Raw genomic sequence first — 22269 nt, forward strand, 5'->3', positions numbered from 1 at the left:
GCTACTTTTTGTAGATTCACCTTCCCTCATAACTAATTCAAATTTACCCGCTTACAAAAAAAACTATGTCCTGCATTGTCCTGCCAGCAAACGAAAAAAAACAACACAAAAGATTCAAATTACATATTTCAATATTTTTACCAAAAACAACAAAAATTCAATACTAAAATTTTTAAAAATCTGATTTTTTTATAAAAAATAAGTCAATTAATTGAACATTTTTACAAAATTGATAATTGGATTTCATCCTTGTTTCTATTGTAAGATTTCTTATTATTTTTTTTCAAAAAAAACTTGTCCAATCCCATAAAAAAAGCAGAAAAAATGACTCTTTCTGCTTTTTTATTACAAATGAACAATCTGTTATTTTATCAAAATTTTGGCATGATCCATTTTTTGATTTTCTCCTACCACCTTTATAAGATAAACACCAGGTTTAAAATCCTGTTCTATTTCTACCTTATTTTCAGCAGTTGTTTTACTATATATAACCTTCCCTAAAACATCATAGATGGTAATTGTTGCTTTTCCTAAATCATTACACTCTACAACAAACTTTTTTTCAGCAGGATTAGGATAAACTGCTATGGACGACGAATTAAATACATTTTTAGAATTACTTAGTGAACTGCTTTTGGCAATTGCTTTCCATTTACTTCTAGTATCGGTAATATCAGCTGGCATGTTATAGGCTTTTCCATTTTCAGTAATGTATAAAAATCGATTTTGGTCTCTGACTTCAAATCGATAGGAATCGTCTGTTTCATCATAATGTATGGTCCAAATTTTATCCACATCTGGCTTAGGAGCTGCGACACTCGTATTGATAACCGCATAAGGGTCGGCGGTATATCCTGAACCAGTTGCACGCAATACTCCTCTACCGCTAACTTCACTGTCTATATTATAAAAATCTGTACCATTGTAGTTTGTTTTTACAAAAGTCCAAAGGTTTTCTTGCGCTTCTCCTCCATTGCTAGTCGTGGTTTCCAAGCTATTCGATTGTAAAAATTTTCCTGTCGCCACATTTTGCAATCGGAACGAATCGCCTTGTAAAGTAGGTTTATCGATTATGACTGTCGGACCCTGAACCAAACTGATTTTCATTTTATCAAAATTAAAACCTCCTATCACTCCCACTATCTTAATTTTTTGCACTCCTTTTTGAAGAGTAATCATAGCCTTAGTTCCTTTGAATACAGTAAGACTAGAGGTTATGGCTAAGTTTATCGTTGCCAAAGTATTAGCACCACTTTTTACCTCTAACTTTTTTGAAGTACTCGGAGAAGCCGCAAAAACTTCAATTTCATAGGTGCCGTCCGAGGGAACATCAATGGTGTATTCTGCAAAGTCATTCACACCCCAATCATTCAAATAGAAAACAGAATTACTCCAACGGGTGATATTAACACCACTTTTGGTTGTAAAATATTCTGCTTCAATAGTAGCGGGTACAACATGTGTTTTAGGTTTAACGGTAATGGTTCTTGTAGCTTGTGCGGGAGTAAAATACTCATCCCCTTCTTCGGTTACTGTAATAGTCGCACTCCCTGGACCTAAAACGTCTGTCACAAAACTGTCCCATACAATGGCCACTTGGTTGTTTGGAAGTACAAAACGCAATTTAGCATTTGGATTGTTAGTTGTAGCTTGTAATTGAAATACAGGGTCTCCAGAAGTCACCTCAGGAATAGCACTGAAAGAGATGGTTTGCTGACGAATAGGTACTTCAAAATTTTGACTCACAATTGGAGCAGCATTAAAGATGGCATCACCAGTTTGTAAAGCATTGATCGTAGTGCTTCCAGCGCGTTTAACTTGCACTTTTCCATCAACAATAACAGCCACATCGGGATTCGTACTTTCAAATAACACTGGCAAGCCTGAAGTAGCGGTAGCAGATAAGACTTGATCAGCGTCCCCCCAAGTATGTACTGATTTGGCTAAAGTAAATTCAATAGTTTGATTTGTTTTATTGGTATTGGCATTGACCACTAAGGTTTGATTGACTTCGGACGCAGCATCAAAGGTACCATCACCCGCTTGTTGTGCCGTAATTTCACAAGTTCCTACACCCATAATTTTCACTTTATTCCCCTCTACTATTCGTGCAATATTTGTATTTGACGAACTAAATTTTACAGGCAAATTAGAACTTGCGGTTGCAGTCAAAGCAAAATCAGCATCGCCCTCAGTTTTTTGAGCAATCGCATCAAAAGTAATGGTTTGTGGTGTATATTCTGATTTCTCGATTTGGAATACATAACAATAAATAGATACTTTTTCGCTATTTTCGGTACCACTATAAACGGCCACAATCGTTCCGTTATCCATTATTTTAATACTTTTTCTAAAACGCGAACCTACTGTCATCCTGAAGTCCTCACGCCAAGTGTAGGTACCTGCCAAACAACTACTAATGACCAAATCCTCTCCACTTTCAATAAATTTATACATGCGGTTGCCGTAAAAATTTCCTAAAGTTCCTTTGCCTCGTTCTTCGGTAAATTCAGTTTCACCTGCTTTTTTTAGGTAATTATAATGTGTTGTACTCTTTGGAGCTTGATACAAATAAATATCATTTTTAGGTGAAATAGCCACTTGTGGTCCACCTGCCCAACCGGCGTCAGCGGGTACACTTCTAGGGTCTGCAATCAAAAAGGGCTTGTGGTCGATAATTGGTAAATCGTAACTTTTTCCCGCTACATTCGTTGCCTTATTATCCATTCTAGCGCCAAGCTCCATCAAATAAACACCCTCATTCAATTCTGTTGGCGATTCAGCCCAACGTACAGAATATGTATAATAAAATTTACCATTTATTAAAACAGCACTACCATAGGCAAAATTTCGTTCGCCTTGAGATACCTGAGTTCCAGTGCCCTGAATAATGGTCGTTTCAGGTGACCAAGTATCCCCATTGTAATAGGTCATGACCACATTTCCACCAACTGCCGAGCCTAGCCTTCTTTCAAAATACATCTCCCCTTGGTCGTTATTGAACAAAGCAGGATAGGTAACACCATCTACTACCTTCCCTGGGATTAGATAATCTTGTTGGGGTAAAAAATTGGCAGCTATAAATTCACTATCAGGACCGAAGGCTATATTCTTTTTTGAGCGGATATAATTCAAATCTTCGTTGTGGTGGTCAAACATCAAATGAACAGTACCGTCTATGGGACAAATACCAATATTAGTAGTGAGGTGCGTATCCCCTTTCCCTCCTACCAAACTTAATTTAGCTGGCAAAGCCACATGAACCCAATTGCCTTCCCCTATTTTTTTACGAGAAACCATCAAGGTTCTATCCGTCCATCCGCCACGGTACCAAGTATAAAACACAAAGCCATTGGACACCTTAACACAATTCCCGTGAGGATTAATACTGGCTCCATAATGATAGGGTTGAGGATCATCGGCCTTCCAGAAATAAAAGGCATCTCTAGTGACTACGGTACTATCTAAAAATTTGACTTGTGCTAAAAGCTGGTTTGAAAATGTTGTCGTAATGAGAAATAGTACTAAAAGGATTCCATATTTTTTTACGGAATCTGGTTGGGTAGTTTTTTTCATAAAATAGGTGTTGGTTACTTATGAATTACACATTGGAACACAGACCTGTTGGCAGGCAAGCAGGTTTTCGTGACAAAAAAAATCAACAAAAGCCTAATGCGAATTCTGGGTTAATAGTTAATTTTTTATTGGGAAGTTAGTCGAGTAAATGACGTTATGATAAAACGGAGGCTTCGACAAGCAGCTTGACAAATAAAAATGAAAAATAAAGCAGAAAAAAGAATTTCTCTGCTTTACTAAAAATTGGATTTAAAAACCTATTCTATAACTAGCTTTGTAAAATAAGCATTACTATCAGCCGTATTCACTTTTACAAGATAGATACCAGATTGAAAAGCACCATTATTCTGTACCAATAGGTTAGTTTCGTTGGTAGTTGTAGAATAAACCAACTTTCCTAAGATATCATAAATAGATACAGCTACTTTACCTAGCTCTTTAAATTCGAGGGTGAATTCAGTTTTAGCTGGATTAGGATAGAGTTTTATTAACGAATTGCTTTTAGCAAAATCTTCCACACCAAGAGGGGTTGATATTGGAATGGCTTTCCATTTACTTCTAGTATCTGTATCAGGCACAATAACATGTGTTACGTTTCCATTGGCTTCATGATACAAAAATCTGCCGCTAGTACCTGATTCAAATCTATACGTATCATCAAATTCGTCATAATGTATCGTCCAAACTTTGTCACCATCACTTGATGGTGGATTGGTTCCTGTACTTACAACAGCATAAGCTCCCCCAGCAAAACCAGCTCCCGTGGCACGCAATACCCCATAGGTTTTACTATCTATATTATAAAAGCTTCCACTATCAACAAAAGTCCATTGTTTGTTATCCTCTACACCTGAATCACTCATCGTCACTGGTGTAGCACTTACTCCTGAATCAGTTAAAAATTTCCCAGTCGCTACGTTTTTCAATCGGTAAACGTCTCCTGTTGATGGTGGAGGATTAGTATCCACAACTTCTGCTTTTTGGTAGGTCGTATTTGCCCATCTAATTTGTGCTCTTCCGCCTTTTACTCGATACGCACCATATCGAATACCTGATTCTGTTCCTCTTTCAGGTGAGGGTATGTTCCATTTAAAAATATCCCCTCCAATTATCACATCACAATAATGAATTTTCTTAGTGGCATTGTTCGGGTCTTGTCTAAAACCTACCTCAAGTTGAAAAGTAGTTTCCACATTTTTTGGTATGTTCTTTAGGAAAACAATTTCCCTACCGCTACTTCCTTCTCCACCACGAACCAAGATACGCTCGGCATAAATATCGAACGACACTTGCTTACCAACGTCGGGGCCCGTACCATATACCGGCATTGCTAGATACAAACAAATAGCTGGATCAGTAGAACCACCACCACCTGTATGTTTACCTTTGGCTTGTGCTATGTAAGTCCCATCATTGCTGGTTCCTGTTGTATCACCCACTTCAAGAATCCTTACGATTCCTGTAAATCTTGCATAACTTCCCACACCTGTCTGTTGAGACCTACTTAAAGAGCGCTCAATTCTAGGTTGCAAGCTAGTATCAAATTTATTCGAACCTGCTGTGATGTTGTACATCCCCCAAGTTTTCCCATAAACACTGCTTTCTTTGTAATTTGCATAACAACTGCGATCGTCGATAGTTCCTGTATTTACTGGATTGGGGATATCTGTTTCTCTGACTGCATTTTCACCTTCTGGGTTACAGGTCGAATAAGGACCGGTATCTTCATCGGGTGCTGTTGTTTGCGCTGTCAAACTAAATGACAAGAGTAAAAAACTAGCAAACAAAAAGGACTTTAACGTATTTTTTTTCATAATTAACTTTAAAATAGGTTATTAGTTTAGCATTTAGAATGCAATTTCTATAAATAAAGCCTAATTTCTGTACTGCTTTGTCCTGCTAGAAAAACAACTTTTTTTGACCACATTACCTAAAAAATAAGAAAAACAGCTCTTTTTTAAAAACAAATAGAACAAACTAATAATCAACAGTTTAGCCTGTTTAAGAATTTTAAAGCTGTGTGATTAACCCCAGGTTACGCATTGGAACACAGATAACACAGATAAAACGGATTTACACAGATTTTTTAAATGTTTTGTAGCAAAAAAATCTGCAGAAATCCGCATAACCTGACTATCAATAGAAAGCGCGGTATGAAAAAAAAATCTGCCGAAATCTCATACAGACTTCGGCAGATTCTTATAATAAGTTCTATTTAAAGGAACCGTTATTTTTGCAATTTCATCACTTCGCTACCCGCTAATAAATAAGCTCCAGTTCCAAAGTTTTGCCAACTTCCTTCAGAGGCTGGTTCTGGAAAAGCACCAATGTTTTGTACCCAGCCAATCATTCCGTCTTTATGTTGGCATTTAGTTAATGCTGTCCAAGCTTTTTTAACGGCAGGCAAATATTTGGCTTTATCTAACATACCATTATTAATTCCCCAAGCCAAAGCATAAGTATAAAAACCACTACCGCTTACCTCTCCATGATTATAAGCTTCAGGACACAATAAACTCGTATGCCACAAACCACTTTTGGTTTGTAACTCCAGAATTCTTCCTGCCATTTCTTTGTACAAATTCACATAAAAAGGGCGGTTTTTATAATTTTCAGGCATATCAGTCAAAATCAAAGCCAAGCCTGAAAGTACCCAACCATTTCCTCTAGACCAAAATACTTTTTTGCCGTTAGGCTCTTTCATATCCTTGTCAGAACCCGTCCAAATAAAACGTCCGTCTCTAGCAAATAAGCGTTCTTCTTTGTCATATAACTTGTTGTAAGCATCCATATAATGTTTGTGCATCAAGTCTAAATAAGAATCCTTATTAGTGTGTTTGGCATATAAATTAATTACGGGAGGAGCCATAAACAAAGCATCACACCACCACCACAAAATATTTTCGTCTTTGTTTTTCGACGTTCCATCTGACCATTTATTTGGCTCTATGATATGCGCTTTTAAGAAATCTTCAGTTGGTTTTAAATTCACAAAATCTTTTCTTTTGAAAGTCATATCTATATACAAATAACTGTACGAGATAGCTACATCATCAGCATGAAAAACACGTTTATAAGTTTGCCAATCACTATTGTATCCTTGGTTTTTGAGAGCTGCTTCAAAAATTTGGTTTTTAGTCGCAGCATGTGCTCTAGCCACTCCTGTATAATAAGCCCCCACAGTCCAATCTGTCGGCGCTATTGCCATGATAGGATGTGCTTCCTGCCATTCTAAGGCTTTAACCATTGAAGCTTCGACTTTAGATTTGTCAAAGACATTTTGTGCTATTGCGTTATCGCAAACTGAAAAGCTAACTACCGCTGCTAGCGTCATTGATTTGATTATCGACTTGATTGCCATTTTTTATTTTTTAAGTTTAAAGTTTGTTTTTAAATAGTCTTGAGAAGAGGTTCCAATCATCAGGGTATAGTCACCAGCTTCTAAAATTTTATCCATTTTAAGTCCTGTAAATTCTAACATTTTAGGGGTGATTCTAAATTTAACCACTTTAGATTCGCCAGGGTTTAATTCAATTTTATCAAATGCTTTTAATTCTTTATCGGGTCTGGTTACAGAACCGATTTCGTCCTTGATGTACATTTGAACCACTTCTTTTGCCTTTACAGCTCCGGTATTTTTGATGGTTACGCTAACTTCAATTTCAGAAGTTGGAGTGATTTCATTGGCTGATAATTTCAAATTGGAAAACTCAAATTTAGCAAAACTTAGCCCATAACCAAACGGATAAAGCGGTCCTTCTTTAAGGAACAAATAGCCTTTTTTATAATTAATCTCTTTCATACTATAATGAAATGGTAACTGTCCAATGGATCTAGGGACAGTCACAGGAGATTTACCCGATGGCGAAACTTCACCAAAGATTATTTTAGCAGTAGATTCGTCACCAAATTCACTTAAATCCCAAGTATCTAAAATCGCATCTGCCTGTTCAGAAATTACATTGATGGATAAGGTTCTGCGGTGTTTTAATACTACAATAACAGGTTTTCCTGTTGCTTTGATTTTTTCGACTAATTCATCTTGTGCTCCCACAGGGTCTATGGTTGCTCTATCTCCAATAGCACCATTAAAAAAAGCTTCTTTCGAAGTAAATTCGTCACCTCCTAAAAATAAAATAGAAACATCGGCATCTTTAGCCAGCCCAATCATTTTGTCGATTGCTTGAGGATTTCTAGGCAATAAGCTAGGCACATCCTTTTTACCATCGGTTAAATTAAAGCCTTTCTCCGCTACAAACGAAACATTCGAACCCGCAACCGATTCAAACATGGCTTTGGTATTCTCTTTTACTAATGGGCCTAAAAGTGCAATTTTCAATTTTTTCTTTTTATCCAAAGGCAAGGCGTTCCCTTCGTTTTTCAACAAAATAATCGATTCTAAATCGGCTTCTTTAGCCAATTCTAAAGAAGATTTGGCACGAACCCCTTTTTCTACTTTTGAAATATTAACATAAGGATTATCAAACAAACCCAAAATAAACTTCGTTCTCAAAACACGTCTTACCGCTCTATCGATTAGTTTTTCAATTTCAGGATTTTCTTTAACCATTTTAGGAAGTAACGCATAGGCATCCTCGGCATACAAATCGATATCTACACCTGCTTTTAATCCCATCAAGGCTGCCGCTTCAGGAGTTTCGGCTACTTTCATAAAATAATGCAAACGTCCGATGTCATTGGCATCCGAAACTACATAACCATTAAACCCCCATTGGTCACGTAAAACACCCGTTAATAATTCAGGATTTCCATGACTTGCAATTCCGTTTAAATCACCGTGAGAAGCCATAATTCCCAATGTTTTAGCCTCCTTTACAGCCGCTTCAAAAGGAGGGTAAATTTCGTCAATCAAGGTGCGCTCCGAAATTTCAATCGCAGCAAAATTAGTACCTCCCAAGACTTGTCCGTATCCTGCAAAATGTTTGGCTACGGCACCGATATGCGTTCCTTTACCAAGTCCTTCATAATTCCCTTGTACTCCTTTGATGGCATTGGTCACCATTTGGGTAGTCAAATAAGTATCTTCACCAAATGCTTCAGACATACGTCCAAAACGCGGATCACGAACCAAATCAGCCTCAGGCGAATGACACATGTGCATCCCACGCAAACGCGCTTCCTTCCCTACTACATCCCAAACGCGATTGACCAAACTTGGGTTAAAAGAAGCCGCTGAAGTCATTGGTCTTCCAAATTTAGTACAACCTTCAGCATCCACTCCATTGTAAGATTCCGTTACAAATAGCGCTGGAATTCCCCAACGGTTGTGCTCGATAATGTATTTTTGAAGCGCATTATTGAATTTGGCTGCTGCCAAAGCATCTAGATGTTCAGCTGGATTTTTAATACCCGCTGTACCTAATTTTAATTTTTCGACAACAATATCAGAGAGTTTTAAGTTTCCTTTTGCATCAGCATCTACTCCAATATTAGCGTGAAAAATGCGCATCTGAGCTATTTTTTCTTCCAATGACAACAAAGGCAACAAAGCCTCTACGCGTTCGTCCACGGATAAAGATGGATTTTTATAACGTTTCGTGTCCTTAGTCTGCCCATAGGACTGAAAAATAACCGTTAAACTGAGTAAGGGTACATAAAATATTTTTTTCATTAGGTATAAATTATTTAAAATATAATCGTTAGGAACTATTTCAATGGTAAAAGCATCTTCTTATTTCAAATTAAGGATTGCATTCTCCGTCGCATTAATTTGGTATTCTGGTGTGGTCAAATCAATATAAGCAGCGAGACTTTTGCTATCTTTAGCTGTAATTGTTGCCTTATCTATCGTTAGTTTTTTACCATCCCCTATATAAATGTTTTCCAATTTTTGGTTTTGATTCAGCGTAATAATCACAAAACCGCCTTCAAAAACAAGTCCTAAATCTTTGTTCTCATAAACCGTATCAAGCGCTTGGTTGATGATGTATTGTGTAATGGTTTTATCGTTGATACTACTAATCACTTTGAATCCCTTAAAAACTCCAGCTGTTTCCAGTTTTTCTACTGACTGAATTCCATTTTTAGTATTTTTCTCGAAAGTAGGTTCGTAGATAACCGCAAATGGATTCGTCCAAGCTTCTCCTTTTTGACGAACAACTAATGTTGGCGTAGGCAATTTATCATAGGGTTTTGGAGCTTCAAATGTAGGCGGTGCCATCACTTTGGTATATTCCCTATTGGTATTACCCAGCATAAAAAGATGCATATAGCGGTTCTTTTTATCCTGTAATTTGTTCAGTTCAAAAGTGGCACTTACATCTTTGGAATAAACCTCAGATGATGCTACCTTTTTAAAGAAATGCCATCCTGGATTTTTATAGTTTTTATTGTAAACGTATTTCACATTGGCATTTCCTTGAAAACGATTTTCATCGGGCTTAAGGGTTAGGTCTTTGTTTAGAAACTGTAATTCATCCCCAATGTTATGATACAAATAATCGTGGTATTCATTTGGCAAAGCCGATTTAGAACGAAAAACATCTACATAATAGCCCGTGGTAGGTGAAGTTCTTACCAGTACCAACGTACGCTCTTGAGTCGCTTCGGCCTTGTCTCCTCTATCGTCTAAAAAATTCGTTCTTATAAAAGAATAATTGGGAGAAAGTGCTGTTTCAAGTGGCTTAGGTTCCATTGCGACCAACTGGGTTCTATTGATTCCTAGATTAACCCAATCCCCTTCGCCTTGACTTGCACCATTAACTACAACGGTGTTGTGCGCTGCAAATAATCGGGAATAATTTTCGTGTAAATCGGTGCGGTATGCGCCACGACCATTATCCACACCTAATACTTGTCCCAATCCATACAATTCCATGTCCATACCACTGGCATGACCATGTTCCATTTGTCCGCCTCCTACAAAACACATTAGACCATCTTCTGGATTTTTGGTTGTACTTAGATTGCGTTGTAAAAAAACACCAGCATGCGTAAATTGGTCTGTTCTTGGTAAAGCCGTTTGATTGACATCATAATTTTCTTTTATATCCTCCAACCACAATAATTGTAAGGGGGTGAAATAAGGCGAAATACCACCAGAACGTTTGCCTACTGTGGCTCTATCGTATTTTTTGGATTGGATTCCTTCTGTTACTAAGGGACCAAATTTTGTTGTCAATTTGGCAATACCTTCCTTTTTTCCTAATAAGTAGGCCATATCATAAGCATCATAAGGCGCTTCAAATTCGCGATGCCCATCACCAAAACGGATGATTTCACCATTGGGATAACGAATGCTGTTCCAACGGTCTAACGAAAATGGAATCTTATAATATTTTTGACCCAAATGTAAATTAGGATTATAATGATCCAAAAGAAGCAACATTCGGGTAGTGAACTCGGCTACTCCATTCGAATACTGTGAAGTCTCGGGATATACATCACCTTCGTTTTTATATTTATGAGCCACATCAGGCAAAGCATCCTGTTGTTCTGTTCCTTTTACTAAATAAAAATCCAAATATTTTTTTCTCAGATTTTCATCGTTCAATGCCAACGCATTTTGTACCAAGCTAAACGATTCTAAAACTGACCAATTAGAGCCTGTATGACCGTGTTCAACGGCTAATTTCGCATAGGTTTCAAAAACTTTTTGCGCATTTTCAACAGAAAAATTGGTGTTTTTTTTGGAGCCAATAGAAAAGACTTTTTTGTTTTTATCGATATAAGTTGCTACAAAATCATAAATAATAGGCAATTGTGCGCCAATAATTCGAGCCTCTCTCAAATGGTCTGTAGGATACAGCCATCCTCCATTTCCTTTTTCGGTTGACGGCTGGATTTGGATTAATCCTTCAACATAGGCATTGAGAATATCTACAGCACATTGCGCATAGTTTTTATCATCGGTCAAAAAATACAACACACCACAATCGATACCAATTTGCAAAAATTTGTTTTGGAGCGAACGGTCTGTATTGTTTTCATCCACAGAATCCTCAAAACGCTTTAAGGGCGGTGTATTACCCGCTTTTTGTTTGGACCAATCAAAAGGAATTTGCTTCAAAAAATCCTCAGGCGATTTTTTATACAACAAAATATCTTTATCCACTCTTTGTTTAAACTCTTTGTAAAAAGCATTAGCCCAAGCTTGGTTTTTGATTTTATCTAAAAGGGGAGCTTTCTCCTCCTGCTTCACCCAAATAAAAGGTCGTTGCTGATTTTGGGCGAATGCCATTGCACCATTTAAAACCAATAGTAGTACTATTATGTATTTAGCTAACGTATTCATTTTAAAAAGAATTTATTTTTAATTCAATTTTGTGTTTCCCTGGAGTCAATCGGATGGTTTGAAACGCAGTAGGAACTTTTTCACCATTATGAATCAAATCTTTACCTGCAAGATTATTCAAGGAGAACTCGGCAACCATATTGCCCGGGATTTCAATTTCATAGGTTTGTAACCTTTGACTGTTGAAAGTATATTTCCCTTTAATGGTTCCTAAAACCGTTGGTACTTCAATTGCACTAGATTTCAAATTGCTCATTTGAGGTTTGATGGTGGCAATACCAAATCCAGCCGTTTTAGGCTTGATTCCCCACAGTCCACGCGGAATAGCATTGGCAGGCACAGCTCCCCAAGCATGATTCCAATCTAAATTATTTTTGAATTCTAAATCCCAAGCTTCTAAAGTAATTGTCGAACCAATACGAATCATGTTGTACCAACTTCTTTGGTCGGTACTGGCTAATAATTTCAAAGCATAATCCGCTTCACCAGCATTATAGAGACCGTCCATTAAAAACTGTGAACCATACACGCTACAAGCCATACCACGTGATTTTACAAATTCCACAACCGTTTTTAAATGTTCCTCTGGTACGAGTCCGAAGGCCAAAGGCATCATATTGGCATGTAAAGAAGCATGGTCAGTCCCGATACCATCTATATAAACGCCACGTTTTTTATCAAACATTTGTTCGTTTACTGCTTTTTTCACTTTGGCAGCACGGTATTCAAAATCCAAGGCTTCCTCTACTTTTCCTAGAAGTGTGGCAAATTGCGCCATAATCTTCATGTTCTCATAGAAGAAAGAATTAATCACAGTACTATACGGTTTGAACACAAAACCATCGTGCTCCCCCTTGGTTTTACTTCCATTAAAATTAGCCAACGGCCAATCTACGATATCCGTCAATGGTTTGGTATAACCTTCTTTAAATCCCAGCTTGTACATAAACTCAGGCGTTACTTTGGTTGAAGTAATCAAGCCTTCTTCATTTGATAATTCATAAAGCGTTTTATGTTTTAGCTTTTCATAATAACGTTCAATCAATTCGGTATTCCCTGTGTACATATAGTCGGCATAAATCAACAAGGCTACGTGTTGTTGCCATTCGGTAGGCCAAGTAGGATTTTCCATAAAATATTCTATGGTACGCCTTGCCATAGCATATTCTCTATCCGTGGTATAATGACTTAACTGATTCAAATAAGCATCGGCTTCATACGGAATACGTTCTCTTTCCCCATCGACATACAAACCATTGAAAGTAGTGGCTTTGATAGAATATTTACACAAATCCCAAACTTGGTTCAAAATATCGTTGTTGCTCTTAAAGCTACTCGCTTTATCATCCCAAAAAGTATGATAAGCCAATTGTTCTACATCAGCAGCCAAAATGGGTTCTTGAGCGCCTTCAATTTCAGCATATCTAAAAGGCATTAAAACAGGTACTCCTTTTGGCAAAGCGATGGCTTTGTTTGGCAAGGTGTTTCTTTTATCTGCTTTTATCGCAATTTGGTATTTGGTTTTGCCTGGCACTACCTCCACTTTTATTTCTTGGTAGCGAATGCTACTTTTGGCTGGAGGCATTTGGTTTACCCTATTCCCTTCTACCATTTCTCCAATTCTGATGGTTAAGGTATGGGCTTTTTTAGCTTTGTAATTAAAGTCCATCGTCGCAAAAGCCGCTTTTCCAAAATCAATAAAATAGAAATCGCCACGATTTTCAAATTTCACAGGTTTGATTTTGTCCACTATATATTTGTTTTCTGTCGAAAGCATATAGGAATCACTCTTGGCTGTAGTGAATTGTTGTGGTTGCGAATAATCGACTAAACGGTTTTCTTCATCCCAAATTCTCACTTTCCAATAATAAGATTTTCCAATTTCCAGAGCCTTTCCTTTGTATTCAATGTTGGTCGATTGATTAGAACGTACTTGCTTGCTATCCCAAACATCGCCAACATTCAAATCAATATTTTCTTTGGAAGAAGCTACTAGAATTTGATACGCTGATTGGTATTTAGACTCCACAGGAACTGTCCATCCAAATTCTGGTTTTGTATCCAGCACCTTAACGCTACCGCTAGGATCTCTTATTAGTTCTACCGTTAAATCAGTAGGTGGTGTGCGAAATTTGTCGCTATTTTTTTTAATTAATTCCTCTAACTTAGCTCTTAATTGAGTAGCAATTTTTTGGTATTTTTTATCCTTTATAAGATTTTTGATTTCTTTAGGATCTTTGGAAAGATGGTATAATTCCTCCACCCTTTTATCGTTTACATATCTAAAATATTTCCAATCTTTGGTACGAACCCCTTCACTCGGTGGAATTTCTGAAAAATCCCAAAGGTGTTCGATTAGAATGGTATCTCTATCAATGCTATTGATTTCTTGTTTTACTATTGGCAACAAACTTTTTCCTTGCCATGATTGTGGTGCTTTAATACCTGCTATATCAGCTATAGTAGCTGGTATATCAATATTGAGTGCCATCTCATTACTATCTTGATGTTGTTTGACTCTTGGGTCATTGATAATTAAAGGAACACGAATGGAGTTGTCATACATCAACCATTTTCCTGCTAATTGTCTTTCGCCTAAGAAATACCCATTATCACCCATCACAATGATTACGGTATTTTGATCTAATCCTTTTTCTTGTAGTTTTTTTCTAATTTTTGCAATTTCTGTGTCAATTTCAGAAATCATTCGGTAGTAGCCTTTTAGGCTATGCTGGTATTTTGCGGGCGTGTCATAACGCCAAGTCCAACGCAATCTATTGAATCCGTCTCTTACGAATTTTGGAAGGATATTAAAATACTTATCTTCGGCCAAATCCGGACCTGGAATGGTTGTATTGGCTAATAAATTATCCGACTCTTTTTGCCAAAAATATTGTTGTTCGGCAGGGTCATGTGCATGAGGAGCACTAAAGCTTAGTGAGAGACAGAACGGTTTATTGGATGGTGTTTTATCCAAAAAATCCAAAGCTTGTTGCCCAGTGTATCTCGTAAGGTGTACTGTATCTTTTCCTATTGTTTTATAGAAATAGCCTCTTTTATCTTTATATTTTGTGTCTCTGTCATACGAATCATAAACATCAAACTGTTTGTGTAAATCATCGTATCGAACGCCATATTTCCCAAAAAAACCTGTGTAATAGCCATTGTTTTTTAATACTGCTGGATACGAATTTGTAATGTATTCTTCTCTCAGATTTCCTGTTTGGAAATTGAAATTATGAGAACGTTCGTGCAATCCTGTCCATAATGAAGCTCTACTGGCAGCGCATATAGGAGTGGTAGCAATAGCGTATTTAAAATAAGTACCCGTAGCCGCAAGACGATCCATCTCAGGCGTGTTCACGTACTTATTTCCAGCATACCCAATAGCATCAAACCGTTGATCATCCGTAAGGATAAAAATGATATTCGGTTTTTTGTTGGTATTTTGCTGTTGAGCTCTAAGGCTATTCAAACTACATATCGTACCTAATAGAACAAATAAGAAACTTTTTTTGCACATAGAAATGATTCTAAATTTTATTTTTTATTATGCTATCTTTCAAAAGAAACATGCCTTTTTTTTTTTGAAGTATTTCTCTGAAAAAGAAATTTTATAAAAAAACTCACCACTATAAGTGTCACTTATAGTGGAGAGTTTTGACTAATTAAACAGTTTTACTTTAGAGTAAAAAAATCTCGATAAAACATTCCTAATTAATCCTAATAAAGATTACAAGGTAACTGGTAACATTACTTTGTCAACTGTATGGATAACACCATTAGAACCTTGAATATCCAAAGGGGTAATATTTGCAGTACGCATCCTTGGATCAACAATTTTCTTAGTTGTTCCATTAAAGTTTACCTGTCCTGCAGTACCTGTAAGTAAGGTTTGTAATTTAGTATTGGTTCTTGAAGTAAAAAACTTAGAACTAATTGCTACTGTAGTTGAAGCCGTGCTAACAGCATTTATCTTTACAATATTAGCTACTTGCGTAGAAGGCAAACCTTGAATCGTTGTTGTGTTTCCTGATGGATCCAACTCTGTTAACAAACTAGTAAAGGCAGCATTGGTAGGAACAAAAGCCGTAACTGAATTCGATGTATTTGCCAGCGCATCACCCACAACTGGAGTGGCTAACCCTGTATCAGCATGAGTAATTGCAGCAGCAAAAGTACTAGTAGCAGGATTCAACGCAATTAAATCTTTAACAGTAGGCAGTTTAATTACCGCATCAACCGTATGAATCACTCCATTGTTAAGATTCAAATTAGAAGAAACAATTTTTGAAGTGCCATTCAGAACTACTCCATTTGCCGTATTTACATACATACTCAAGTTAACCAAATTAGCTCCTGAATCTCTAGTGGCTTGGGTTGATCTAAAACCGGTAGTAAAATCAGCTACCAAAAATTTGCCAGTCAATAAATGATTGTACACCATACTCGTGACTGTCGCAATCGGTAATTTATCAATATCTGCAATTTGATTAGCTGTCAAAAAAGCATTGAAAGCAGCGTCGGTAGGTGCAAAAACTGTGGTGTTACCAGGAAGATTCAAATTTGAAAGTATTCTACCCGATGGTGTAGTTGCTGTAGCTTCAATACGTCTCATCAATTTTTCTAAGATGCTAAAATTAGGATCTTTGATAATTACTTGCGTGATAGTCACTGGATTTTCTACTTCTCCTGGAACAAAATGAATCACATCTGTATTATCATCTGGAACATTACAAGACACCATGAACACAGCAGCCAATAACGATGTAAAATAAGTTTTTATATTGTGTTTTATTTTCATAATTCTAGTATTAGTATGAATAATTAATTGATAGTCAAATTAGTGTATAAACTGTAAGGTTGGTATCTCACAGACTCGTTCACATAATGACCAATACCATTTTTAAAAACATAATTATGTCTTCTTACATTCTCTTCAAATCCTAATGTATTAGCGGTTTCAGGTAATGGAGAGCCTGGTTCATTCACTTTTAATGTACTTCTTGCATCAACATCTCTTGAGAAAGAAATATCAGCCATTTCAGTTGACAAACTAACTGGTACACCTGTATTGTCTAAATTTACCTTAGGCAATAAGGTTTTAAATAAAACATAGACATCATACGTAGGAATGGTAGGTGTTTGCGCCACATAATCCGTTACTATATGGTATTTCAAAATAGCTTTAAGTGTGTTTAATTGTGCTGGTGTCCAAGTATCAAAATAAGTATCTGGATTGACAGTTGAATTATCTGCTAATTGTGCCCCAGTCACAGCTCTAATAATATCACGATCGTTATTTCCCGTAAAGGCATTGTTGTTCAATAACAAATAGGTTCTTTTTGTTGTAGCGGTTTGATCGTATAAGCTTTCAAAACCTACTTTTTTAATTGCAGCAATCATGAAATCCAGCTCATCACCACTAGCACCTAAAACATTCGTATTACTCACTAATTTGAATCGGCCTTGAGCATCTCTAATCGCATTTGACTTACGAGTCTGAATGTACTCCCATGCCGTCATATCAGTAAATGGATCTTCTGTACTATAGGTTTCCCCCTTGAAATCAAACTGGTCTTGAACCCCTAACGTACAAGAACTTAAAACTGCTACCAAACAAGTAGCCAGTATTATTTTTATATACTTTTTCATCTGTTTTTTATTTTATAAAATTAAGAGCCCCAACCTGAGTTTTGTGTATAACTATTCAAAGACTCTATAATGTGATTTTGATAAATTGGAAAATACAAACGGTCTTGCGTTAATGGATTAACTCCTCTAGATTGTAAAAGTGGGTTAATATAATCAAAAGCCCTGTCGTTTCTTATCAAATCCCACCAACGTTTTCCTTCTCCCATCAACTCAAACTGACGTTCATCTAAGATATAGCTGATTTGTTGCTCTTTTGTCGCTCCAAATTCATCCAAAGTAACCAACGGTAATTTTCTAGCTGTACGGATTTGGTTCAATAAAGTAAGAGCTTCAGTAGGTTTAGTCAATTTCACTTTCGCTTCCGCTAATAATAAAATCATATCGGCATAACGGTACATTACTACATCAGATCTATCCAAATTATTTACCATATTAGAACGATCTTTCGTCCATTTGTGTAATCTAGCCTCGCCTATAGCTGTAGACCCCATTCCTATTAAGAAATCACCACCTTGCCTTGAGGCAAATTGTCTCCAATCTCCGTATAATGGAGTCGTAGTAGTAACACCACCCACTGTGGTGGTTTTAGTAAACACTGGTGGTGTTGTAGGATATTTAGTAGTCCATCCCACTTCGTCTTGAGGAAATCTTTCAATCCATTTATTTTCTACTAATGGTGAAATAACAGTGATAGAAGATCCCGCTACCCAAGTAACCCATAAACCTGAAACCGTAGAATCAGCAGTATCATAACGAATAGAGAAGATTAACTCAGTACCTGTTTGCACCTTACCTGGTGCAGTAGGAAAGGCATTTGTTGGAAATTGGTTGTAAAACAAATCTTGCCAAGCTTGTGGTGTCGTAACTAAACTGTGGGTATTCAATTTAATTAAATCTTCAATAGCTTTCTCTGCTACACCTTCTTGCTTTAACCACATATACACTTCTGCTTTATGTGCTAAAACGCTCGATTTTGAAAAATTAAAAGGTGAAGCTGAAGTTGTGATTAATGCTTCCGCTTTAAGTAAATCAGGAATTACTACGGTATTCATAATCACATCATAAGGTGTTACTGGTTTATAAGCATCCGCTGTTGTTTTGATAGGTTCTAAAAACAAAGGAACATTTTTCCAGATACGAATCAAATCAAAATACACTTTGGATCGAATTGCATAAGCTTGTCCTAACGTATTTGGATCAGCACCTTGTAAGGCTTCTCCCCCTATAATCACTCTGTTAGCTCTATCAATGGTTTTGTAAAAATCATTCCATCTTAAAGTAGCATCAGCAGCATCCATCGAACTATTATGGAAAGAAGTCCTCGAAACATTGGTACTGGCTGGTGCTGGCCAAAAACTATCTGCTCTAAATTCCCCATATACATAATTCGCATTAGAATAGGCATTTTGTAATCCGTCATATACGCCTGCTAAAGCTAAATCCAACTCTGATTGATTTTTATAAAAAGTATTAGTTGATATAAAACTTTCTCCTTCTACATTCACAAAATCATCGCAAGAATAAAGCATCCCTGCCGCTGCGAATAAAAGTGCAGCTTGTTTTATTTTAAATATTTTCATAATTTTCTTATTAGAATTGTACTCTTAAACTTAATATAATCTCTCTATCACTTGGGTATCTTAAGTTATCCACACTTGGTTGTAAAACACTGTCTCTACTACCAAATTCAGGGTTGTAACCAGAATAATTAGTCCAAGTCATAATGTTATTCACTTGTAGATTTAATGATAAAGCCTTTAAGCCAATATTAAATGAATCAATCGTATTTTTAGAAAAGTTATACCCCATACGGATATATCTCCATTTGATAAAACTTCCGTCTTCAATATACAAACTGTTTGCAGTGTTGTTAGCAAAATCAAATCTGTTTTGAGGTCTATTCGCTGCACTTGCTATAATAGGATAAGTAGCAATATCTCCTTGATTCGTCCATGCTTGTTCGATACGATCCGGAGCCGCTGTAACGGTATTCGCTCTAAAACTGTTTCTGTCATGATCGTAACGTCTGTAAATTTCGTTACCAAAACTATAGTCAAAAAGCACTCCCAAAGTGAAGTTTTTGTATTTAATATCGTGTGTCAAACCTCCGTATGTAGTAGCAATTCCGTTTCCTAAGATTTGCGTATCAGCAGTATTGATTTTACCATCGTTGTTGGTATCTTCCCAGATATAATCACCACCTTTAAGCACATTCCCTGAAGCTTCATGTACCAATTGTCTGATTGGACCACTATAAGCTTGACCAGCCGAAGTATTGTAAGTCCCTAAAAAGAAACCGTTGGCATCAAAATTAGGATACAAGCGAGCTCCTGAAGTGGGGTCATAAGCATTGGATTCATCGTATTGGTAAATACCATTTTGCTTGTACCCGGTAAAATTACCAATAGGTTGTCCTTGCTGGATTACTGAAACACCGTTAATAATTGGAGTGTTTAATTGTGTTACCTCGTTATTAAGGAACCCTATATTAAAGCTAGCATCCCATGTAAAAGTTTTGGACTTAATAATAGTTCCGTTAAGTGTAAAATCTAATCCTTTATTTCTAATAGTACCTCGATTTTCTTGGATTACTGAAAAACCAGATTCCTCAGGCAATCGTGTTTCTATCAACAAGTCTTTGGTATCTTTCAACCATGCATCCACTGAGAAATTCAATCTACGTTTGAACATTCCTAAATCCAAACCAATATTTGACGAAGCAGTTGATTCCCATTTGATAGTACTGTTCCCCACTACATCTGGAACAACTCCTAAAATTCCATTGTATAGTCCACTAGGTGTTAATTGATCTTCGTATTGAAAATCTCTAATTCGGTCATTCCCTACTACACCATAACTCGCTCTAATCAATAAATTACTAATTGACCCTATATTTTTCAAGAAATTTTCATTACTCACTCTCCAACCTAAAGACCCTGAAGGAAAATAACCGTACTTATTACTTGGTCCAAATTTAGAAGAGCCATCACGACGCATCGTAGCTCCTACTAAGTATTTGTTATCAAAATCATAGTTGAATCCTGTAAATAATGAGAATTGTCCTTGATCATAATTTTGCGTTTGATCTCTTTGTGCATTTGAGAACTGATTTGCCACTAAAAAATCTAAATTTGAATTATTTAATGTGGTAATCAAATCATTAGATAAAGCCGTACTAACTCCTAAAATTTCATATCTCAAAGCCTGTATCTGCATCCCTCCAAAAGCAGACAAACTGTGTTTGTTCCATTTTTGATTAAAATTCAAGAAATTATCTTGTTGTACGTTGTATTCAAGTGCATGTCTTTCGCCAGCAGTAGAACGAGAATCTACCGATGTTCCTCCCCCTACTAACAATGCCTTTGGTGAAAACAATTCCTCTTTAGTATAACTCATGTTTAATCCTATAGTAGATTTAAACGTTAACTGAGGTAAGATTTTGTATTCCGCGTAATTAAATATATTGAATTTGTAAGCTCTTTTATTTTGTTTGCGCAATAACAATTGTTGTACTGGATTGGCAGAGCCATTATAACTTGTAGGGGTAGGTGACAAATCACCATTTGGCTCATAAATAGTAATATAAGGAATTCTATTTAATGAATTTCCTAATACCGCACCTGAACTAATACCATTAGTTTCTTCAGCTGTCATATTAACTACAGTACCTGCACTAAACTTTTTAGTTGGTGTTAAATCCAATTTCAAACGAGTACTTATTCTTTTAAAATCACTATTTAAAACTACTCCATCTTGTTTTAAGTAACCTGTATTCCAATAGAATTTTGATTTATCACCACCACCACTCAATGAAACATTCGTTTGGTGTCTAAAACCTGTTCTTGTAATAAGTTTTTGGTTATCCGGAGATTGTCTGTAACCTAAGTTTAAGGAATCCAATCTCGTTAAAGAAGTGTTTCCTGCATCTAGAACTCTTTCCATGAAAACCCTTTGTCTAGCATTAGCTACTGGTACAGCTCCTACTAAAGCATTCGCTCCTGTGATGGTCGTAACATCCACTTTGAGATCTCCTTTTTTACCTGATTTTGTAGTAATTACCACAACACCATTAGCTCCTTGTGCTCCATAAGGGGCTGTTGTAGCACCATCTTTTAAAATCTCAAAACTTTCAATATCACTTGGATTTAAGTTATTAATATCAAAAGTTTGTTGTCCATCTACCACATACAAAGGACTAGTTGAACCATTAATGGAACCAATACCTCTAATTCTGATATCAAATCCTTCACCAGGACCATTGTTAGATAAAATTTGAACCCCAGCTACTTTACCTTGCACTCCTTGTAGTACATCTATAGGTGCGGACTGTTCAATAGATTCTGCTTTTACACTAGTGATAGAACCTAAAACTTTTTCTCTTTGTACTTTTTGGTATCCAATTATCACAACATCTTCCAAAGCTTCAGCTGACTCTTTAAGTACAACATTTATTACTTTGTCATTGCCAATAGCTACTTCTTTTGCTTCAAAACCAATATAAGAAAACAATAGCGATTTTGCTCCTTGTGTAACAGGAATCACAAACTTTCCTTCAAAATCAGTTACAACACCATTTTTCCCTCCTTTTTGAAGTACGTTTACTCCTGGCAAAGGAAAACCAGTACCGTCTTTTACAACACCTGTAATCTTACTTTGAGCTTGCAAATTAGTTGTTGAAAATGCACAAAACATAATCATTAACAAAAATCCTAAACTCAAAAACGCCGGTTTCTTTTTCGTTTTTGGTCTCATCATTAGTCTTAGTTTTAACATAAAATTAATAT

At 36.5% G+C, this 22269-nt stretch carries 10 protein-coding genes; all 10 read right to left on the reverse strand.

Annotated elements, in window-relative coordinates; all coding sequences use genetic code 11:
- Positions 1-363: 363 nt before the first annotated feature.
- A complete protein-coding gene (locus tag K5R64_RS11475; RefSeq protein WP_220763589.1) occupies positions 364-3576 on the reverse strand; it encodes a BNR-4 repeat-containing protein in 3213 nt (1070 codons plus the stop codon).
- Between the two features lie 257 nt (positions 3577-3833).
- The gene (locus K5R64_RS11480) at positions 3834-5390 is read right to left on the reverse strand and encodes an RICIN domain-containing protein (RefSeq protein ID WP_220763591.1); all 1557 of its coding nucleotides are present in this window, start codon (positions 5388-5390) and stop codon (positions 3834-3836) included.
- Between the two features lie 413 nt (positions 5391-5803).
- Positions 5804-6937: a glycoside hydrolase family 105 protein gene (locus tag K5R64_RS11485; RefSeq protein WP_255580358.1), complete on the reverse strand. Its 1134-nt coding sequence runs from the start codon at positions 6935-6937 to the stop codon at positions 5804-5806.
- Between the two features lie 3 nt (positions 6938-6940).
- Positions 6941-9208 carry a glycoside hydrolase family 3 N-terminal domain-containing protein gene (locus K5R64_RS11490; protein WP_220763593.1) on the reverse strand — a complete coding sequence of 756 codons (2268 nt, stop codon included), beginning with the start codon at positions 9206-9208 and terminating at the stop codon, positions 6941-6943.
- Positions 9209-9268: 60 nt separating this feature from the next.
- Positions 9269-11830 (reverse strand): heparinase II/III family protein, encoded by a 2562-nt coding sequence (locus K5R64_RS11495; protein WP_220763595.1) that lies wholly within the window; start codon positions 11828-11830, stop codon positions 9269-9271.
- Between the two features lies 1 nt (position 11831).
- Complete coding sequence (locus tag K5R64_RS11500; protein ID WP_220763596.1) at positions 11832-15353, reverse strand: sulfatase-like hydrolase/transferase; 3522 nt, start codon at positions 15351-15353, stop codon at positions 11832-11834.
- 210 nt (positions 15354-15563) lie between these two features.
- Positions 15564-16634: a fasciclin domain-containing protein gene (locus K5R64_RS11505; RefSeq protein WP_220763598.1), complete on the reverse strand. Its 1071-nt coding sequence runs from the start codon at positions 16632-16634 to the stop codon at positions 15564-15566.
- Between the two features lie 23 nt (positions 16635-16657).
- Positions 16658-17485 carry a hypothetical protein gene (locus tag K5R64_RS11510; RefSeq protein WP_220763600.1) on the reverse strand — a complete coding sequence of 276 codons (828 nt, stop codon included), beginning with the start codon at positions 17483-17485 and terminating at the stop codon, positions 16658-16660.
- A gap of 20 nt (positions 17486-17505) precedes the next feature.
- Positions 17506-19065 carry a RagB/SusD family nutrient uptake outer membrane protein gene (locus K5R64_RS11515; RefSeq protein ID WP_220763602.1) on the reverse strand — a complete coding sequence of 520 codons (1560 nt, stop codon included), beginning with the start codon at positions 19063-19065 and terminating at the stop codon, positions 17506-17508.
- A gap of 10 nt (positions 19066-19075) precedes the next feature.
- A complete protein-coding gene (locus tag K5R64_RS11520) occupies positions 19076-22240 on the reverse strand; it encodes a SusC/RagA family TonB-linked outer membrane protein (protein ID WP_220763603.1) in 3165 nt (1054 codons plus the stop codon).
- Between the last annotated feature and the right edge of the window lie 29 nt (positions 22241-22269).

The organism is Flavobacterium sp. UMI-01 (genome assembly GCF_019656315.1).
Classification (GTDB): domain Bacteria; phylum Bacteroidota; class Bacteroidia; order Flavobacteriales; family Flavobacteriaceae; genus Flavobacterium.